Source organism: Olsenella urininfantis (assembly GCF_900155635.1).
Taxonomy (GTDB): Bacteria; Actinomycetota; Coriobacteriia; order Coriobacteriales; family Atopobiaceae; genus Olsenella_G; species Olsenella_G urininfantis.
The window spans coordinates 1,419,842-1,436,882 of sequence record NZ_LT732540.1; the positions used below are offsets into that span (position 1 = coordinate 1,419,842).

A 17,041-nucleotide genomic window follows, 5' to 3' on the forward strand; every position below is an offset into this window, starting at 1 on the left:
TACCTCCTCGAGAAGAGGCCCCTGATCGAGGCCTACCTCGCCTCTCGGCTGCCGCACCCCCTGGCAGACGAGGCGCTGGTTGCGCCGTCGCTCGAGCGCTACCTCTACGAGCCGCTCGCGCGCTTCACGGCGGGCGGCGGGAAGCGCATCCCCCCCCCCCNACGACGACATCGCCGACGAGGGCGAGCTGAGGCGTGGCATGCCCTGCCTGCATCGCAGCGACGGCACGGGGATCGCCGTCAACGTGGGCGACCTCGCCCTGGTCTGCGTCCAGACGCTGGTGCTGCGTGACGAGACCCTGCCCCCCGACCTTCGCCTCCGCCTGGTGGACAGGCTCCTCTCCATGGAGGAGCGCACCCTTGAGGGCCAGGCGCTCGACCTGGGGTGGGTGCGGGACGGCCGCTGGGACGTGAGCAGCACCGAGTACCTCACCATGGCGGCCCACAAGACCGGCTTCTACTCTGCGGCAGTCCCGCTTGCCGTGGGCGCCCTCTGCGGCGACGCCAGCCCCGGGCAGGTCGAGGACCTCTCCGCCTTCGGCATGGCCGCAGGGCTCGCCTTCCAGCTGCAAGACGACCTTCTCAACCTGGTGGGTGACGCAACGGCCCAGGGCAAGGACTTCCGAAGCGACATAACCGAGGGCAAGCGCACCCTCGTGGCCTGCCATGCCCTCGAGCACCTGGGTGCGGATGCCCGAGAGGAGCTCGTCTCGATCCTCTCGGCGCACAGCAGCGCCGAGGCCCCGCTCGCCCGGGCCGCCGAGCTCATGGAGGCCGCCGGCTCTATAGACTTTGCACGAGGCTACGCCCAGAGCCTGGCGGACGACGCCAAGGAGCGGCTGGGCGGGGCAGACATCACGGAGGGGTCGCGCGAGCTGCTCCTCTCCATGACCGACTACTTCATTGGCAGAAGCAGCTAGCGGCTGCCATAAGGACGCTGGGAGAGCAGATGGACCCAATCAGAGAGGGTGCGACGGGCGCCGCGGTGGAGGACATCCAGGAGCGCCTGGAGGCCCAGGGCTTCGAGATTGACGCCCGCGAGACGGAAGAGGGCCGCTTTGGCGGCTCTACCGCCCAGGCCGTGGCGAAGTTCCGCCTAGAGCACGGGCTGACCCTGGGCACGGAGGTCGACTCCGCAAGCTGGGCAGCCCTCGTGGATGCCGGCTACCAGATGGGAGACCGCACGCTTTACCTGCGCCTTCCCAACTTCCACGGCAACGACGTGCTGCAGCTGCAGAGGTGCCTGAACATCCTGGGCTTCTCCTGCGGCGAGCCCGACGCCTGCTACGGGGTCTACACCGAGGCCGCCGTCAAGCAGTTCCAAGAGAGCCAGGGCATGCTGGCGGACGGAATGGCCTTCCAGGACACCTTCGATGCCATAGAGCGCCTGCACCACGTGTGGACGGGCAAGCCCGCGGCCGGGCCCCACCCCATGGGCGGCATGGGCTTCGCCCGAGCGGCAGGCGTGCTGGAGAGCACCCAGATGTCCATCACCGCGGAGGACCCCATCAGCCGAAACGTTGCAGGCCGCATCTGGAACCTCGCCTCGGCAACCAGCGAGAAGAGCGGGCTTGACCTGGTGGACAACGTTGCCAGCGCCCGTCCGGACGACCAGCTCGTGCTGGTGCTTGCCTCCTCCCCCCTGTCCGAGGACAGCAAGATGTCAAACCTCAGCACCGACGACATAGACTCCCTGCCCCAGCGCCTGCGCACCGTATGCGAGGGCTCCTGCGAGAGGCCCCCCATCGTGCGCCTGGAGCTCCCCCTGGGCCTCAACTACGACGGCACCTTCACCACGGGCGACGCCCAGACCTTTGCCGTCATGCTGCTGGACGCCGTCTGCTCGGCCTTTGACCTCTAGGGCGGGACTGCGGTGCTTGGCCCCAAGGCGCGCATACTCCTGGTGGAGGACGACCCCGGCATAGTGACCACCCTGGGCGAGCTCCTGGGCGCGGAGGGCTATGCCATGTGTCATGCCGCGACGCAGCGGGAGGCGGTGGACCTCCTGGGGCAGCAGGCCTTCGACCTCGCCCTAGTGGACGTCACCCTTGCCGAGGGCAACGGCTTCGCCGTCTGCAGGGCCGCCAAGGACCTCTCGCCGCAGACCGCCGTGGTCTTCGTGACCGCCTCGGACGACGAGCTCAACACCGTCTGCGGGCTCTCTCTCGGCGCAGACGACTACATCGCCAAGCCCTTCCGCCCCCGCGAGCTCCTGGCCCGCATAGAGGCCGTTCTCAGGCGCACGCACCATGTGGCGCGCTCGCTGGGGCTGGGGTCGCTCGAGATCGACCTCGAGCGCGGCCGGGTGGTGCTGGAAGGACGCGAGCTGGCCCTCTCCGCCGTCGAGTACCGTCTCCTGCTGCTCTTTGCCACGCACGCCGGCGGGATAGTGACCCGCGACGCCATGCGCGAGGCGCTCTGGGAGAACGCCGGGAGCTACATTGAGGACAACACGCTCTCCGTCTACGTCAAGCGCCTGCGCGAACGCCTGGCCGAGGGCGACCCCGCCCGCACCCCCCGCATAGAGACGGTGCGCGGCATGGGGTACCGCCTGCACGAGTAGCCGAGAGGAGCGCGGCGTGCTGTTCAGGAACCGGCAGCTTCTCCTCCTCGCCCTGGGATGCGTCGCGACGTGCGCTGTGGCAGGCCTTTGCGCCTGGCGCTTCTCGGGTCCCGCTGCCGCCGGCTGGGCGCTCGCCGGCAGCGCTGGCGCCTCCCTGCTCTACCTGGCCTCCACCATCTCCCGGCTGCGTGACATAGCACGGCTCGCCAAGCGCATGGACGACGCCCTGAGCGAGAGCGGCCCCCTCTCGCTGGACGACATGCGCGAGGGGGAGCTGGCCGTCCTCGCCAGCCACAGCGAGAAGGCGCTGCTGCGCCTCAGGCTGGCAAACGAGAACCTCGAGGCAGAGAAGCGCAGCCTGGCGGACTCCCTGGCGGACATCTCCCACCAGCTGAGAACCCCGCTCACATCCCTAGGACTCGACCTGGAGCTGCTGCGCCGCCAGACCAGCGACCGCGAGCAGCTGGAGCGCCTGCGCAGGAGCGAGGCCTCTCTCGAGCGCACGCAGTGGCTGGTCTCGGCACTGCTCAAGCTGGCCCGCATCGACGCCGGCGTGGTCAGGCTCACCCAGACGCCGCTTGACGCGGCGGCCCTTGTGAGGGAGGCCTTCGCGCCCCTTGCCGTCCCCTACGACATGGCGGGGGTCGGCTTCTCCTGCCACGCCAGCGCACCCGAAGGCGGCAAGCGCCAGGCACCCGGCTTCCTGGGCGACGGCGCATGGTCACGAGAGGCCATCGGCAACATACTCAAGAACTGCCTGGAGCACACTCCGCGCGGGGGGCTTGTGCAGGCCAGCGTGAGCGAGGACGCCCTCGCCTGCCGCATTCGCATACAGGACAGCGGGGACGGCATTGCCGAGGAGGACCTTCCCCACATCTTCGAGCGCTTCTGGCATGGGCGCGGCGGCAGCTCGTCTGACCCCAACCCCAGCGGCGTGGGCATCGGCCTCTCGCTCGCACGCGCGCTGGTGGTGGCCCAGGGCGGGCAAATCAGGGCAGCGAACATTCTGGTGGATGGGCGGGTGGCGGGTGCCTGCTTCGAGATCGTCTTCTTCAAGGCCACGGTCTAGCGCCGCCGCCCCTCTCGCCCCTCTCGCATACCCGCCATCTTGCTTTTTGCCGCAGATTCCATGGCATAAGGGGCCAAATCTGAGGCGAAAAACAAGATGGACCGCATGGGAGGTTGCCAACATGACCAGGTGACAAAAGAGTCACCTCCTGGTCATGCCCTGGCAAGACGCCCATAGCAGGATGATGATGACAGGGGTTTCATCCCACAGGCGCTACCAAAGGGGCTGCCATGGACATCATCTCGGTTGAGCACCTCAGCAAGGAGTACCGCGAGGGAGAGGGGGTAGTGCGCGCCCTCGACGACGTGAGCCTGACCATCGGCCAGGGCGAGTTCCTTGCCATCATCGGCTCATCCGGCTCGGGCAAGTCAACCCTCCTGCACCTCATGGGCGGCGTGGACCGCCCCAGCTCGGGAACCGTGCGCGTGAACGGCGAGGACATCTACCAGCGTAGCGACGAGCAGCTGGCCGTGTTTCGCCGCCGCGAGGTTGGGCTGGTGTACCAGTTCTACAACCTCATCCCCGTGCTGGACGTGGTGGAGAACATCACCCTTCCCGCCCGCCTGGACGGGCAGGAGGTCAACGAGAGGCGCCTGGCGTCCATGCTTCGCTCGCTGGGCCTGGAGAGGCAGGAGCACCTCCTGCCCAACCAGCTCTCCGGCGGCCAGCAGCAGCGCGTTGCCATCGGCCGTGCATTGCTCAACAGCCCCTCCATCGTGCTGGCGGACGAGCCCACCGGAAACCTGGACAGCAAGAACTCGGCCGAGATCATGTCCCTGCTGCGCGCGTCCAACAGAGACCTCAGGCAGACCCTGGTGGTCATCACCCACGACGAGAACGTGGCCCTCATGGCCGACCGCGTTGTCGCCATCGAGGACGGGCGCATCGTCTCCGACGAGAGGAGGGCATGATGGCCGGCATACTCTCGCGCTTCACGCTTCGCTCGCTCAGGCGCAACCGCACGCGGACGATCGTCTCGATCGTAGGCATCGTGCTCTCGTGCGCCCTCATAACGGCGGTCTTCACCACGGTGAGCAGCCTCGAGAAGGCCATGGAGAGGGCCACCGTCCTGACCGAGGGCAGCTGGACCGCCTTCGCCCTGCAGGAGGGCGAGGCCGACCTTGACCCGCTGCGGGCAGACGAGCGGGTGGGGGCCATCTCGGTTGCGCGCGAGCTGGGAGAGGCGAAGCTGGGAGAGATGCAGGAGGCCCACCTGGGAAGTTGGCTTGCCCTGCGCGAGCTTCCCGTTGCGGCAGGCGGTGCCAACGAGGAGGCGCAGAGGCTCTCGGTTCCCCTCAAGCTCAGCGAGGGCAGGCTGCCCACGGCCGAGGGCGAGCTGGTCCTCTCGTCCAGCATGCGCGGCCTCAAGCCCGAGGGAGGCGGCGTCCGCGCGGACGAGCCCCTGGCCCTTGGCTCCCGGCTCGAGCTTGACCTGGGGCGTCGGACGCGTGACGGCAGGGTCGTCTCGAGCCTGAGCGATACCATCCTGGCGCGCGATCACGACGACCCGGAATTTGTCTCTGTTGAGGATGACCAGCTTTCCCAGGTCCTGACCAGGAGCTACACGGTCGTGGGCTTCTACGAGACGGGCTACGGAGGGTTGGGCACAGACGTCGGCGCCTCCTACGACGACCAGGTGGCCTTTGTGTCGCCAGGCGGCCCTGGCTCCCCCACGGCAAGCCTCGTCTGGGCCAGCGCCTCGGGCTTCTCCAACATCGACGAGCTTGAGTCCTGGGCGAAGGGTGCCCTGGGAAACGACGTCTACCTGCACAACAACCTTCTTCGCTACCAGGGCGTCTATGGCACGGGCGTGGTCTGGAAGGCGCTCTGGGAGTTTGCCGCCACCCTTGCCTGCGTCATCGCCGTGGCCTCCGTCTCGCTCATCTACAACGCCTTTGCCATCTCCGTGGCCGAGAGGACCCGCCAGTTTGGCCTGCTCTCCTCCATGGGGGCGTCACGCCGCCAGCTGAGGCGCGCCGTGTTCGGAGAGGCGCTGGCACTGGGACTGGTGGGCATACCCCTGGGCGTTCTCGTGGGCATCGCAGGCGTGGCGGTCACGCTCCGCTTCACGCAGGAGGGCTTCGACGCCCTGCTCAACGCCAAGGGCGTCATGGGGCTGCACGTGTCCGCGCCGGCCATCCTCGCCACCATTGCCTTCTCGCTGCTGGTGCTCGTGGTGAGCGCCTGGCTGCCGGCCCTGCGCGCCAGCCACGTGTCGGCGATCGACGCCATCAGGCAGACCCAGGACGTGCACGTCTCGCGCGGACTTGCCCGCAGGCTGCGCGAGGGGCGGGCGGGCAAGGGCCCGTTTGGCATGCCGGGGATCCTCGCCAGGCGAAACCTCACGCGCAGCAGCTCGAAGGGGAGGGTCATCGTGGCCTCCTTGGCCGTGAGCGTTGCCCTCATGGTGACGGGAGGATACCTGGCGCAGTCCCTGAGCGTGATAGTCTCTGGCGGTGCGGGGGGAGTGGACGCGGCCGTGGGCGAGGCCGACCTCATCGTCAGCTACTACGGCCAGGGCGGCAGCGGCACCCTGGCCGAGATGGATGGCTACCTGCGCGAGAGCCAACTGGTCTTCGACGCGGCACGCGGGGTGGAGGGTGCCAGCGACGTGCGCTCCTATCGCTCGTTCTCGACCGGCATCCTGCTGCCGCCCAACAGCCTGCGCACGGACCTGCGACCGGAGGGCGGAGCCGACGACGGCGTTGGCGGCCTGCAGGTTGCGGCAGACGGGTCCGGAGCCGGCTGGGCGAACGTCGTCGTTCCCGACAGCGAAAGCTGGCGGCTCATCTGCGAGGCCGCGGGCGTGGACGAAAGCTCCGAGTCTATCGCGCTGAACCGCTTCACCAGCTACAACGAGGACGGCAGCAGCACGGTGAGCTCACCGCTCGCCACCAAGGGGGAGGCAGTCCTCGTCCTGGCCGAGCGCAGCGAGCAGAACCTGCGTCCCAGCCTCTCGCTGGACAGAGACGGCAAGCCCGTGGCGGTCTACTACCGTCCGGCACAGGGCGGCGACGAGGCCAAGGCGGACAGGCACACGGTTCCCCTGGACGAGGTCAGCCAGCAGCAGGAGCCGCTGCGCGTGGCGGCCCTACTCGACGAGATGCCCGAGGGCCTCAGGTGGATGCACGACAGCAGCAGCTTTCCCACCTACATAGTCTCGCCCAGCGCATACGAGCGAATCGCGGGCGTGATCTTCCCCAGCGCCGCACGCGTTGGCCTGAACGTCGCGGACTCCGGGCAGGCGGCCAAGAACCTCGACGAGGCGATGCGATCCGTGTCCCTCAGCGGCGACTATCATGTCGTGGACATCGCTGGAAACGCCCGCAGCACGCGACTGGCGCTTGAGACCATGACCCTGTTCTGTCTGCTCTTCTCGCTGATACTGGTGCTCATAGCAATAGCCAACGTGTTCAACACGCTCTCTAACAGCATGCTGCTGCGCACGCGCGAGTTCGCCATGCTGAGGTCCGTGGGCATGGGGCCGTCGGCGTTCCGCCGCATGGTGGTGTGCGAGTGCGCAAGCTACGCCCTGCGCGGCCTGACCTGGGGGCTGGCGCTGGCCCTGACCGTCTCGTACTTCCTGTACCGCGCCACGGAGCTCGTGCAGCGGGGCATAGGCTTCAGCCTGCCCTGGGCGGCAATGGGGGCGGCGTGCCTGGCGTCCGCGGCGGTGCTGGGCACCTCGGTGGCGTTCGCCCTGCACAAGGGGCATGCGTCCAACGTGGTGGAGGCGCTGCGCACAGACGCCATCTAACTGCGGGGAAAGCTCGTCTTGGCCCTAGCCGTCACGGGACTCAAGATGGGTTCCCGGGCTAACGAAGGCTCAAAGAGGGCCATGGCATTCTCTTAGGCTGTCAGAACGGATTTCTCCTGCTACACTATGCCTGCTTGGCTGAGGCCACCTCCGGCCCAGCGCGGTGATCGCACTGGGGTATCGTCCAATGGTTAGGACACGGGTTTTTGGTGCCTGGAATGTGGGTTCGAGTCCTACTACCCCAGCCACAGCACAGCATGCCGCCTGGCCGTGCGCCAGGCGGCTTTTCTCTTGCACGACCGTTTGCGGGCCCTTGTCGCCACACCCCGTAAAGACGATTTGAGGGCGGTTCAAAGGCCGATGGCTGCGCTATGATGGAGAAGGTATGCCTCCCCTGGCCCATGTCGGGGCGTGAGCTGCCGGCAAGTCATCTGGGACGAACAAGGCTCACACATACACTGGAGGCCATACATGCCCGTTACCGCGATCATCCTTGCCGCAGGCGAGGGAACGCGCATGAAGTCCCGCCATCCCAAAGTCATGCACCAGCTCCTTGACCACCCCCTGGCGTGGTGGTCCGTTCGTGCCGCTCGTCAGGCGGGTGCCCAGCGCATCGTGCTCGTCGTTGGCAGCGGCGCAGAGGAGCTGCGGGAGTACTTCTCGGATGATGCGGACATAGAATTCGTCGAGCAGGCCGAGCGCCTGGGAACCGGGCACGCCGTGCGCGTTGCCTGCGAGCAGGCCGGCCCCTTCTCTGGCCCCGTGCTCCTCATGTACGGGGACACGCCGCTCATGAGGGCGGAGACCATCTCCTCGCTGGTGAAGGAGGCCAAGGCTCATCACAACGCCTGCACGGTGCTCACCATGTCGCCCGTCGACCCCACGGGCTACGGTCGCATCCTGAGCGAGGACGGACAGGTCAAGGCCATCATCGAGCACAAGGACTGCACGCCCGAGCAGAGGGTGGCCCTCACGGAGTGCAACTCTGGCCTCTACTGCTTCTGCGGGCGCAGGCTCTCCGAGAACATCGGCAGGCTCAGGAACGACAACGCCCAGAGCGAGTACTACATCACCGACATGGTGGGCGTCTTCGTGGGCCTGGGAGAGCCCGTCTCGGCGCTGCGCTGCGAGGACGACCAGGAGCCGCTGGGCGTCAACAGCCGCATCCAGCTGGCCCAGGCGAGCAAGATCATGCAGAGGCGCATCAACCAGTCCCTCATGGACTCCGGCGTGAGCATGCTGGACCCAGACCAGGTCTGGGTGGGCCCCGAGGTGCGTGTGGGGCAGGACAGCGAGCTTCTGCCCCAGACCTTCCTCTGGGGCAAGACCGAGGTGGGCGCTGACTGCGTGATCGGTCCCAACAGCCGCCTGCGCAACGCTCGCGTAGGAAACTCCTGCGTGGTGGACGAGACCGTCATAGAGGAGTCCGCCATCGACGACAGGGTCAAGTGCGGCCCGCGGGCCTACCTGCGCGGAGGGGCCCACTTCATGGAGGGAGCCAAGGCCGGCACCCACGTTGAGATCAAGGGCTCCGAGGTGGGCGAGGGATCCAAGGTCCCGCACCTCTCCTACATTGGTGACGCACGCCTGGGAAAGGGCGTCAACATTGGTGGTGGCTCCATCACCTGCAACTACGACGGCAAGCACAAGAGCCACACCGAGATAGGCGATCACGTCTTCATCGGCTCCGACACCATGATGGTGGCCCCCGTCACCATCGGCGACGGCGCCCTTGTTGGCGCGAGCTCGTGCATCACAAGCGACGTTCCGGCGGGTGCCCTCTCCCTGGAACGCTCGCGTCAGACGACCATCGAGGGCTGGGCAGACCGCTACTGGGAAGAGCTGGGGAAAGAGGACTAGATGTACGAGAACCTGTGCAAGCCGCTCAACGTCGTAAAGGAGATCAAGCTCTACACCGGCACCGGTAACCCAGAGCTAGCCCACAAGGTGGCAGACATCCTCCATCTCGAGCTGCAGGGCCTGAAGCTCGAGAAGTTCGCCAACGGCGAGACCTACGCGCGCTTCGACGAGTCCGTCCGCGGCGACGAGGTCTTCTTCATCCAGACCCTTGCCGGCCCCAACGTCAACGACCTGCTCATGGAGACCCTGATCGTGGCAGACGCCGCGACCCGCGCCTCCGCGGACAGCTTCACCGTGGTCATCCCCCACTACGGTTACGCGCGCCAGGACCGCAAGGCCGCCCCGCGCGAGCCGATCACCGCCCGCCTGGTGGCCAACCTGCTCGAGGCCGCCGGCGTTGACCGCGTCATCACGCTGGACCTGCACTCCAACCAGATCCAGGGCTTCTTCGACATTCCCGTGACCCACCTCACGGCGCTCTACCTCTTCGGAGACTACTTCAAGAAGAAGGACTTCGACTGGGACAACACCGTGGTGGTCTCGCCCGACATGGGCCGCGCCAAGGTCGCCAAGAAGCTCTCGGACTACCTGGGCTGCGAGGTAGCCATTGCCCACAAGAGCCGTCCGAAGCACAACGCCGCAGAGGTCATGGGCATCATCGGCAACATCAAGGGCAAGACCTGCATCATCAACGACGACATGATAGACACCGCCGGCACCCTGGTGGGGTCCATCTGCAAGCTCAAGGAGATGGGCGCGGGCGACATCTACATCAGCGCGACCCACGGCATCTTCTCCGGCGCCGCCATCGAGCGCCTCGAGGGTGCGCCCATCGTTGAGTGCGTGGTCACCGACGCCATCCCCTGCCCCGTGGCCGACCAGCCCGGGTCCAAGATCAAGACCGTCTCGGTTGCCAGCGAGCTTGCCGACGCCATCCATGCCGTGTTCGTCCACAGCCCGGTTTCGGCGGTCTACGGCGGCAACGCAGAGATGTAGGCAGCTTCCCGCTGCAGAGCCTGTCGTTTCGGGGCGGCCGTCGTCAGGCGGTCGCCCCTCCTGCACATGCGACGTACCTGGAGGACCCATGGCCGGACATAACTTCTGCACCCATTGCGGCAACCCCTTGGACGAGGACGCCCGCTTCTGCACCAGCTGCGGGCAGCCCGTCGAGGCGGAGGACGTAACCCAGCCCATGCCCGAGGCGGACGAGACGGTCGTTGCCCCCCATCCCTCGCAGACTGCCGGCTTCACGCCCATCGCTAGCCCCCACCCCAAGGAGGGCGAGAACCCCTATGCCGCCACCCCAGACGTGCGCAGCGACCACAGGGAGACCCTCGTCATCGCCCTCGTGGGCCTGCTTGTTGCCCTTGTGACCGGCATTCTGCTCTACCTCTTCGTCTTCTCTCGGGGCAGCCAGAATGCCGAGATGAGGACCCAGCCCCAGGAGGGTCAGGCCGCTCAGCAGCAACCGGCGGAGACCACCGGGGCAGACAAGCCCAAGCCGGACGCCTCGGACGGCAAGGGCTCGGCGAAGGCGGACGAGGGAGCGAGCCAGGCGGTGGCGGACGAGAAGTTCCACTCCGACCTGAGCGAGTACTACGGGCGCCTCCCCTCCTTCGACGAGCGCATCCGGGAGCAGGCCTCCCACTTCAACGCCTCCTTCCTGGACAGCAGCATGAGCACGAGGACGGACTACGCCTTCGCCTGCAGCGCCCTCATGGGAGAGGTCCAGGAGCAGCTCCGCGGCCTGGGTGCGCTCGCGGCCCCCGCCAACTCGAAGTGGGCGGGGCAGTACGAGCTCGTCAAGCGCTGCTACGCCGACCACCTGGCGCGCATCTCCTGCATCAACGACGCCTGGCAGATCGACATCCAATACGGTGACCCCACCGCCCACAAGGACGAGATCCTGGTGCCCATCGCCGCCCAGAACGGCACTGACGGCAGCATCCCCCTCGCGGACTACGAGAAGACGTACCCCGCCATCTCGCTCTAGAGTAGCTCTTGGGGGGCGGCGCTCCAGCTGGAGCGCCGCCCCCCTCATTCAGCCACGTGACCTGTACGCAGGGACTAGTGCGTGGCTCCCATCGAGGCGCTCGTGTCCTCCTTGCCGGCAAGGGCCACCTCCAGGGCGAGCTGGATGCCGGCTGTCATGTCCGCAAGGGACATGCTGGGAGTGGCGGAGGGCAGGCGGGTTGCCTGCACGGGAGCGAAGGGCACGTGCATGAAGCCGCCCGCCACGGCAGGGTGCTTGGTGGCAAGGCAGTGCATGAGGCGGTAGAGCATGTCGTTGCAGACGTAGGTGCCCGCAGTGAACGAGACCTCGGCGGGAATGCCCGCCTCGTTCATGGCCTTGGCCATGGCGCGAACGGGAAGCGAGGAGAAGTAGGCGTCAGGGCCGTCCTCCACGATCCTCTCTGCCAGGGGCTGGTTGCCATCGTTGTCGGGGATGCGGGCGTCTGCGCAGTTGATGCCCACGAACTCGGGAGACAGCTTGGCACGGCCTCCCGCCTGCCCTATGCAGAGCACCAGGTCTGGGGAGCACTCGTCGATCTTCTCCTCCACGGCCGCAAATCCCGCCCCAAACACCACGGGAACCTCGGCCTTGACGACCTCGGCGCCTGCGATGACGTCGGGAAGCGCACGAACGGCCTCCCACGCGGGGTTCATGGGCTCGCCGCCAAAGGGCTGGAACCCGGTCACGAGGACCTTCTTCATGACCCTCTCCTTTCGCTGGGAAACCTCGGCTAGAGCACGAGCGCGATCATCATCACGACCTGGAAGGCCAGCATGACGAGCGCGGGGACGACCTGCTTCTTGATGACGCCGTACTCGTCGCCCATCTCGAGGATGGCAACGGGAACGATGTTGAAGTTCGCGGCCATGGGCGTCATGAGCGTGCCGCAGTAGCCGCAGGTGAGCGCCAGGGAGCCCACGATGGTGGGATCTGCGCCCAGTGCCAGGACGAAGGGCGCGCCGATACCCACGGTCATGACCGTGATCGCCGCGAACGCGTTGCCCATGATCATGGTGAAGATGGCCATGCCCAGGCAGTAGACGACGATGCCCGCCACGAGGTTGCCCTGGGGGATGACCATGCCCACCAGGCCCGAGATCACGTCGCCCACACCGGCCGCCGTGAAGGTGGCGCCGAGGATGGCGAGGAGCGTGGGGAGCATGACCAGCGGGCCCACGATGTCCAGCATGCGGCGGGAGTCCTCGAGAAAGACCCTCACGCCGTTTGCCTTGGGGCGAAGCACCATGAGGAAGACCGCGCCCAGCAGCACTCCCACGGCGATGCCCACGAGGGAGCTGATCTTGGTGAACAGGGCGAAGACAAGGGCCACCACGCCGATCGAGAAGGCCGGCACGAAGATCTTCGCCCCCAGGGCGGCAAAGCCCTCCTGCATCTCCGCCTCCGTGGGCTTGGACCCATCCGCCCCCATGCCAACCTGGCCAATGACGGCCGGAATGACCATGACCAGGACGAGGAGGCCGGCGGCCTCGGCGGGAATCCACTTGCCCACAACGAAGAGCAGGCCCAGCACGCACCAGAAGGCACCGGAGCCGATGCGCCTGGCGTTCGTCTCGTCAAAGAGGTTGCGCACGCCCGCATAGATGCAGACGAGACCGGTGACCAGGTAGACGATCTCGAGGAGCTTGGCGGAAAGCGTCACGTCGGCGCTCTGGAAGAACTCGGCGATACCCATCTACGCCACCTCCCCATTCTGTGCGTCGCCCCTTTGGGCGTCCGCCTCGGCCTTCAGCTGCGTCTCGTCCTCGCGGCAGAGCTTCCTGTCGAGGAGGAAGTAGTAGCCGGCAGTGACCAGGACCGCCACTATGGCAACGGGTATCTGGATGGCGGCAAGCTGGGGCAGCTCCACGCTGTAGCCCAGGTCAGACATGGTGCCCTGGACGAGAAGCATGCCAGAGGTGCCCACAAAGAGCACCTGGCCGAAGAACCAGGCGACGTTCTCCATGCCGGAGGCCATGCCCTTGAGGGCGTCGCGGTGCCTCTCGGAGATCTTGTGCCCGCCCGTCTCGTCAGATGCCTCGGCCATGGGCATGACCACAGGCTTCACGAAGCCTGCCACGCCACCAAAGCCCACGTTGAAGGCCGCGAAGATGACACGGAAGATGCCGTAGGCACCCAGCACCATGCCAGCGGAGGCGTTCCTGACCTTGTCCATGACGCCACGGGCCGCATAGCGCAGGCCATTGCGCTCGAGCGTGCCGGTGAGCAGGAAGACCACCACGCAGATGAGCATGTTGCGGTTGGACACGAAGCTGGTGCCAATGGTCTGCAGGAACACCAGGGGATCCATGCCGGCGATGAGCGCCGTCACGATTGACGCCGCCATGATGGTGAGGATGGAGTCCCACTTGAGGGCGAAGCCCACCACCACTATCACGATGCCCAACAGTTTCAGAAGTTCCATCTGACCTCCTATCGTCGCGTGAACGCATCCGACGGCAGACGCGCCGACGCCTTGTGCAGGCAAGGAAAGTATTCTAAAGGGTCAAGAGCGCGCGAGACGCGAGGAGGTCAGGACTCGTTCGGGTCGAGGCGCGGCAGCACGGCGAGAGGAGCCCCATGGGCAACGCCCCCAAAGACATACGCCTGGTCTGCGGCTTGGGAAACCCCGGCCCCGAATACGCCAAGACCCGCCACAACGCCGGCTTTGCCACGGTGGACGTGCTGGCCGAGCGCCTGGGCATCAGCTACTGGAAGAGCGAGGCCGGCTGCGACGTCGCCCGCTCGAGGCGCGTCTGCGCAGGCGAGCCGAGGGAGATCGTGCTCGCCAAGCCCCAGAGCTACATGAACACGAGCGGCGGACCGATCTCCAAGCTGGTAAGGCAGCTGAGGCTGAGCCCACAGGAGGTCCTGGTGGTGCATGACGAGGTGGACCTCGCCCAGGGGCAGGTGCGCGCCAAGTTCGGAGGGGGCCTCAACGCGCACAACGGCCTGCGTTCCATTGCCGACAAGCTGGGCACGCGCGACTTCGCCCGCGTGCGCTTCGGCATAGGCCGCCCTCCCGGGAGGATGAGCGTCGCAGACTTCGCGCTCAGGCAGCTCAAAGGCGGCTTCCTCGAGGAGTTCGAGCTCACGGCCCAGGATGCCGCAGACCTGGTCGAGGCCTGCCTCGACGGCAGGGCGGACTGGGGCTAGGCCTGGGCCGCCCGCTAGCCCGTCTCGGATGGCCGACCTTATCTGCAGAGACCATAACCATGGGAATCCAAGCTAATTTGGCAAGACAAAACGCATAAAATAGTGCGCATGTGCCGCGACTTTGGGGGAAGCGGACACATCTGCACGGCACGACGAACGAGTGCTCTAGGAGAGGAGCGTTAGTCTATGTACAAGATCCTCGAAAAGACACAGTTCTCTGAGAAGGTGTTCAAGTTCCGCATCGAGGCGCCCGAAATGGCCAAGCACGCCCATGCTGGCCAGTTCCTCATGGTTCGCCCCAACGAGACCGGTGAGCGCGTGCCGTTCACCTTTGCGGACTGGAACGTCGAAGAGGGCTGGGTCGAGTTCATCTTCATGGAGATCGGCAAGACCACCCAGATGCTGTCCGCCTATGAGGCTGGGGACTCCCTGCTGGACGTCACCGGCCCCCTGGGCCAGCCCACCGAGATGGGCGAGGGCACCTGGGCCGTCATCGGCGGCGGCGTGGGCCTGGCCATCGCCTTCCCCGTGGCGCGCCAGCTTGCGGCCACCGGCCATGAGGTTCACGCCATCATGGGCGCCCGCAGCAAGGACCTCCTCCTCCTTGAGGACCAGTTCCGCGAGATCTTCGACGACGAGCACATCCACATCACCACGGACGACGGATCCTACGGCGAGAAGGGCGTCGTCACCGCTCCCCTGGAGCGCCTGCTCCAGGGCAAGAAGGTCGACCACGTCTTCTGCGTCGGCCCCGTCCCCATGATGAAGTTCTCGACCCTCACCGCCGAGAAGTACGACACCCCCATCATCGCCTCCCTCAACCCCATCATGGTTGACGGCACCGGCATGTGCGGCTGCTGCCGCGTGGAGATCGACGGCCAGACCAAGTTCGCCTGCGTCGATGGCCCCGACTTCGACGCGACCAAGGTCGACTGGAACGACCTGCGCGCCCGCCAGGCCGCATACCGCACCGAAGAGGGCCAGTCCCTCAAGGCCTTTGAGGAGGCGAACTGCGCATGCCACAGGTAAACGGCCGTTGGGTTGCCAACATGAAGTCGCCCCGCACCGCAGACAACGAGGAGCCGGCCGCGGAGCGCGCGCTTGACTTCCGCCCCGTTGACAAGGGCTTCACCGAAGAGATGGCCGTGGCCGAGGCAGAGCGCTGCCTGAGGTGCAAGAAGCCCCTCTGCGTCCAGGGCTGCCCCGTGAACATCGACATCCCCTCCTTCATCGAGGCCATCTACAACCGCGAGTTCGGCCGTGGCCTCGACGTCATCCGCGAGTCCTCGATGCTGCCCGCCATCTGCGGCCGCGTGTGCCCGCAGGAGAGCCAGTGCGAGGGCGTGTGCATCCGTGGCAAGAAGGGCGAGCCCGTGGCCATCGGCCAGCTCGAGCGCTTCCTGGGCGACCAGCCCGAGCTTGCCAGCAAGCCGCAGATGGCCCCCAGGAACGGCATGAGGGTCGCCGTCATCGGCTCCGGCCCCTCTGGCATCGCCTGCGCCGGCGAGCTGGCGCGCAACGGCTTCGACGTCACCATCTTCGAGGCCTTCTTCACCGGCGGCGGCGTCCTTGTCTATGGCATCCCCGAGTTCCGCCTTCCCAAGGCGGTCGTCAAGCGCGAGATCGACGGCCTCAAGGACATGGGCGTGAAGTTCGAGTTCAACTCCGTCATGGGCCGCCTGGCCGACGCCGAGGAGCTCCTCGGCGAGAAGGGCTTCGACGCCCTCTACGTGGCAACCGGTGCCGGCCTGCCCAAGTTCCTCAACATCCCCGGCGAGAACCTGCCCAACGTCTTCTTCGCGAACGAGTACCTGACCCGCGTGAACCTCATGAAGGCGAACCAGTTCCCCGAGTACGACACGCCCACCAAGCACGGCAGGAACGTCGTCGTGTTCGGCGGCGGCAACGTGGCCATGGACGCCGTGCGCACCGCAAAGCGTCTGGGTGCCGAGCGCGCAATCATCGCCTACCGCCGCACCGAGGACGAGATGCCCGCCCGCAAGGCCGAGCTGCACCACGCCAAGGCCGAGGGTGTCGAGGTCATGCCCCTGGTCTCGCCTCTCGAGTTCCTGGCCGGCGAGGATGGCACCGTGCGTGCGGTCCGCGTGCAGAAGATGGAGCTGGGCGAGCCAGACGCCTCCGGCCGCCGCCGCCCCGTGCCCATCGAGGGCGCCATCGAGGAGATTCCCTGCGACGTGGCCATCTCCGCCATTGGCACCAACGCCAACCCCTTCGCCAAGCTCATTGGCGGCATGGAGCTCAACAAGTGGGGCTACATCGATGCCGACGACAACGGTCGCACGAGCAACCCCAGGATCTGGGCCGGCGGCGACATCGTCACCGGTGCCGCCACGGTCATCCTGGCCATGGGCGCCGGCAAGAAGGCCGCTGCCGACATGACGGCCGTGCTGACGGGGGCTGATGCGTAAGCGCTTCCCGGACTCGCAACGGTTTCTCACACGAACGCCCCGGCCGGCACCGCGCCAGCCGGGGCGTTCTTCTGTCTGGGCGTCTTTCCGGGACGCTTTTGCGGCCGACTGACAACAAAAACGAGCCGCTCCTCTCTCGACCTGCGGTTTTGTTGGAGTGCAATCGTCTTGTTGTCGGAAAAGGGCCCATTTCCGAC

General features: G+C 66.7%; 15 protein-coding genes and 1 tRNA gene. 13 read left to right on the top strand and 3 right to left on the bottom strand.

Annotated elements, in window-relative coordinates; all coding sequences use genetic code 11:
* Positions 1–199 precede the first annotated feature (199 nt).
* From CZ375_RS06460 to CZ375_RS06505, 10 genes are all read left to right on the top strand, one after another.
* Positions 200–919, top strand: coding sequence for a polyprenyl synthetase family protein (locus CZ375_RS06460; protein ID WP_234966910.1), 720 nt, complete (start codon positions 200–202; stop codon positions 917–919).
* A gap of 29 nt (positions 920–948) precedes the next feature.
* Complete coding sequence (locus CZ375_RS06465) at positions 949–1,860, top strand: peptidoglycan-binding domain-containing protein (RefSeq protein WP_077598427.1); 912 nt, start codon at positions 949–951, stop codon at positions 1,858–1,860.
* 12 nt (positions 1,861–1,872) lie between these two features.
* On the top strand, positions 1,873–2,562 hold the full coding sequence (locus CZ375_RS06470) for a response regulator transcription factor (protein WP_234966911.1): 690 nt from the start codon (positions 1,873–1,875) through the stop codon (positions 2,560–2,562).
* Between the two features lie 16 nt (positions 2,563–2,578).
* Positions 2,579–3,631 carry a sensor histidine kinase gene (locus CZ375_RS06475; RefSeq protein ID WP_077598428.1) on the top strand — a complete coding sequence of 351 codons (1,053 nt, stop codon included), beginning with the start codon at positions 2,579–2,581 and terminating at the stop codon, positions 3,629–3,631.
* 230 nt (positions 3,632–3,861) lie between these two features.
* Positions 3,862–4,542 (top strand): ABC transporter ATP-binding protein, encoded by a 681-nt coding sequence (locus tag CZ375_RS06480; protein ID WP_077598429.1) that lies wholly within the window; start codon positions 3,862–3,864, stop codon positions 4,540–4,542.
* The gene (locus tag CZ375_RS06485) at positions 4,539–7,388 is read left to right on the top strand and encodes an ABC transporter permease (RefSeq protein WP_077598430.1); all 2,850 of its coding nucleotides are present in this window, start codon (positions 4,539–4,541) and stop codon (positions 7,386–7,388) included. Before CZ375_RS06480 ends, CZ375_RS06485 begins: the two co-directional genes overlap by 4 nt.
* Positions 7,389–7,561: 173 nt before the next feature.
* Positions 7,562–7,636: transfer RNA gene (locus tag CZ375_RS06490), tRNA-Gln, on the top strand.
* Between the two features lie 223 nt (positions 7,637–7,859).
* Positions 7,860–9,248 (top strand): bifunctional UDP-N-acetylglucosamine diphosphorylase/glucosamine-1-phosphate N-acetyltransferase GlmU, encoded by a 1,389-nt coding sequence (gene glmU / locus CZ375_RS06495; protein WP_077598431.1) that lies wholly within the window; start codon positions 7,860–7,862, stop codon positions 9,246–9,248.
* Positions 9,249–10,244, top strand: coding sequence for a ribose-phosphate diphosphokinase (locus CZ375_RS06500; RefSeq protein WP_077598432.1), 996 nt, complete (start codon positions 9,249–9,251; stop codon positions 10,242–10,244).
* Between the two features lie 88 nt (positions 10,245–10,332).
* Entirely contained in the window at positions 10,333–11,241 is a 909-nt protein-coding gene (locus CZ375_RS06505; protein ID WP_159438389.1) for a zinc-ribbon domain-containing protein, read from the top strand.
* A gap of 74 nt (positions 11,242–11,315) precedes the next feature.
* Here CZ375_RS06505 and pcp read toward each other — a convergent pair whose 3' ends face one another.
* The 3 genes from pcp to CZ375_RS06520 are packed head-to-tail and all read right to left on the bottom strand — an operon-like array spanning position 11,316 to position 13,684.
* On the bottom strand, positions 11,316–11,963 hold the full coding sequence (gene pcp / locus CZ375_RS06510) for a pyroglutamyl-peptidase I (RefSeq protein WP_077598434.1): 648 nt from the start codon (positions 11,961–11,963) through the stop codon (positions 11,316–11,318).
* A 29-nt stretch (positions 11,964–11,992) separates the two neighbouring features.
* Positions 11,993–12,955 (bottom strand): DUF979 domain-containing protein, encoded by a 963-nt coding sequence (locus CZ375_RS06515; protein WP_077598435.1) that lies wholly within the window; start codon positions 12,953–12,955, stop codon positions 11,993–11,995.
* Positions 12,956–13,684, bottom strand: coding sequence for a DUF969 domain-containing protein (locus CZ375_RS06520; protein ID WP_077598436.1), 729 nt, complete (start codon positions 13,682–13,684; stop codon positions 12,956–12,958).
* A 155-nt stretch (positions 13,685–13,839) separates the two neighbouring features.
* Here CZ375_RS06520 and pth point away from each other — a divergent pair, with 155 nt between their 5' ends.
* The 3 genes from pth to gltA all read left to right on the top strand — a co-directional run bounded on the left by pth (position 13,840) and on the right by gltA (position 16,844).
* Positions 13,840–14,415, top strand: coding sequence for an aminoacyl-tRNA hydrolase (gene pth / locus CZ375_RS06525; protein ID WP_200799715.1), 576 nt, complete (start codon positions 13,840–13,842; stop codon positions 14,413–14,415).
* Between the two features lie 186 nt (positions 14,416–14,601).
* Entirely contained in the window at positions 14,602–15,444 is an 843-nt protein-coding gene (locus tag CZ375_RS06530; protein WP_077598437.1) for a sulfide/dihydroorotate dehydrogenase-like FAD/NAD-binding protein, read from the top strand.
* The gene (gene gltA / locus CZ375_RS06535; RefSeq protein ID WP_077598438.1) at positions 15,432–16,844 is read left to right on the top strand and encodes an NADPH-dependent glutamate synthase; all 1,413 of its coding nucleotides are present in this window, start codon (positions 15,432–15,434) and stop codon (positions 16,842–16,844) included. The genes CZ375_RS06530 and gltA overlap by 13 nt, the downstream gene beginning before the upstream one ends.
* Positions 16,845–17,041: the final 197 nt, after the last annotated feature.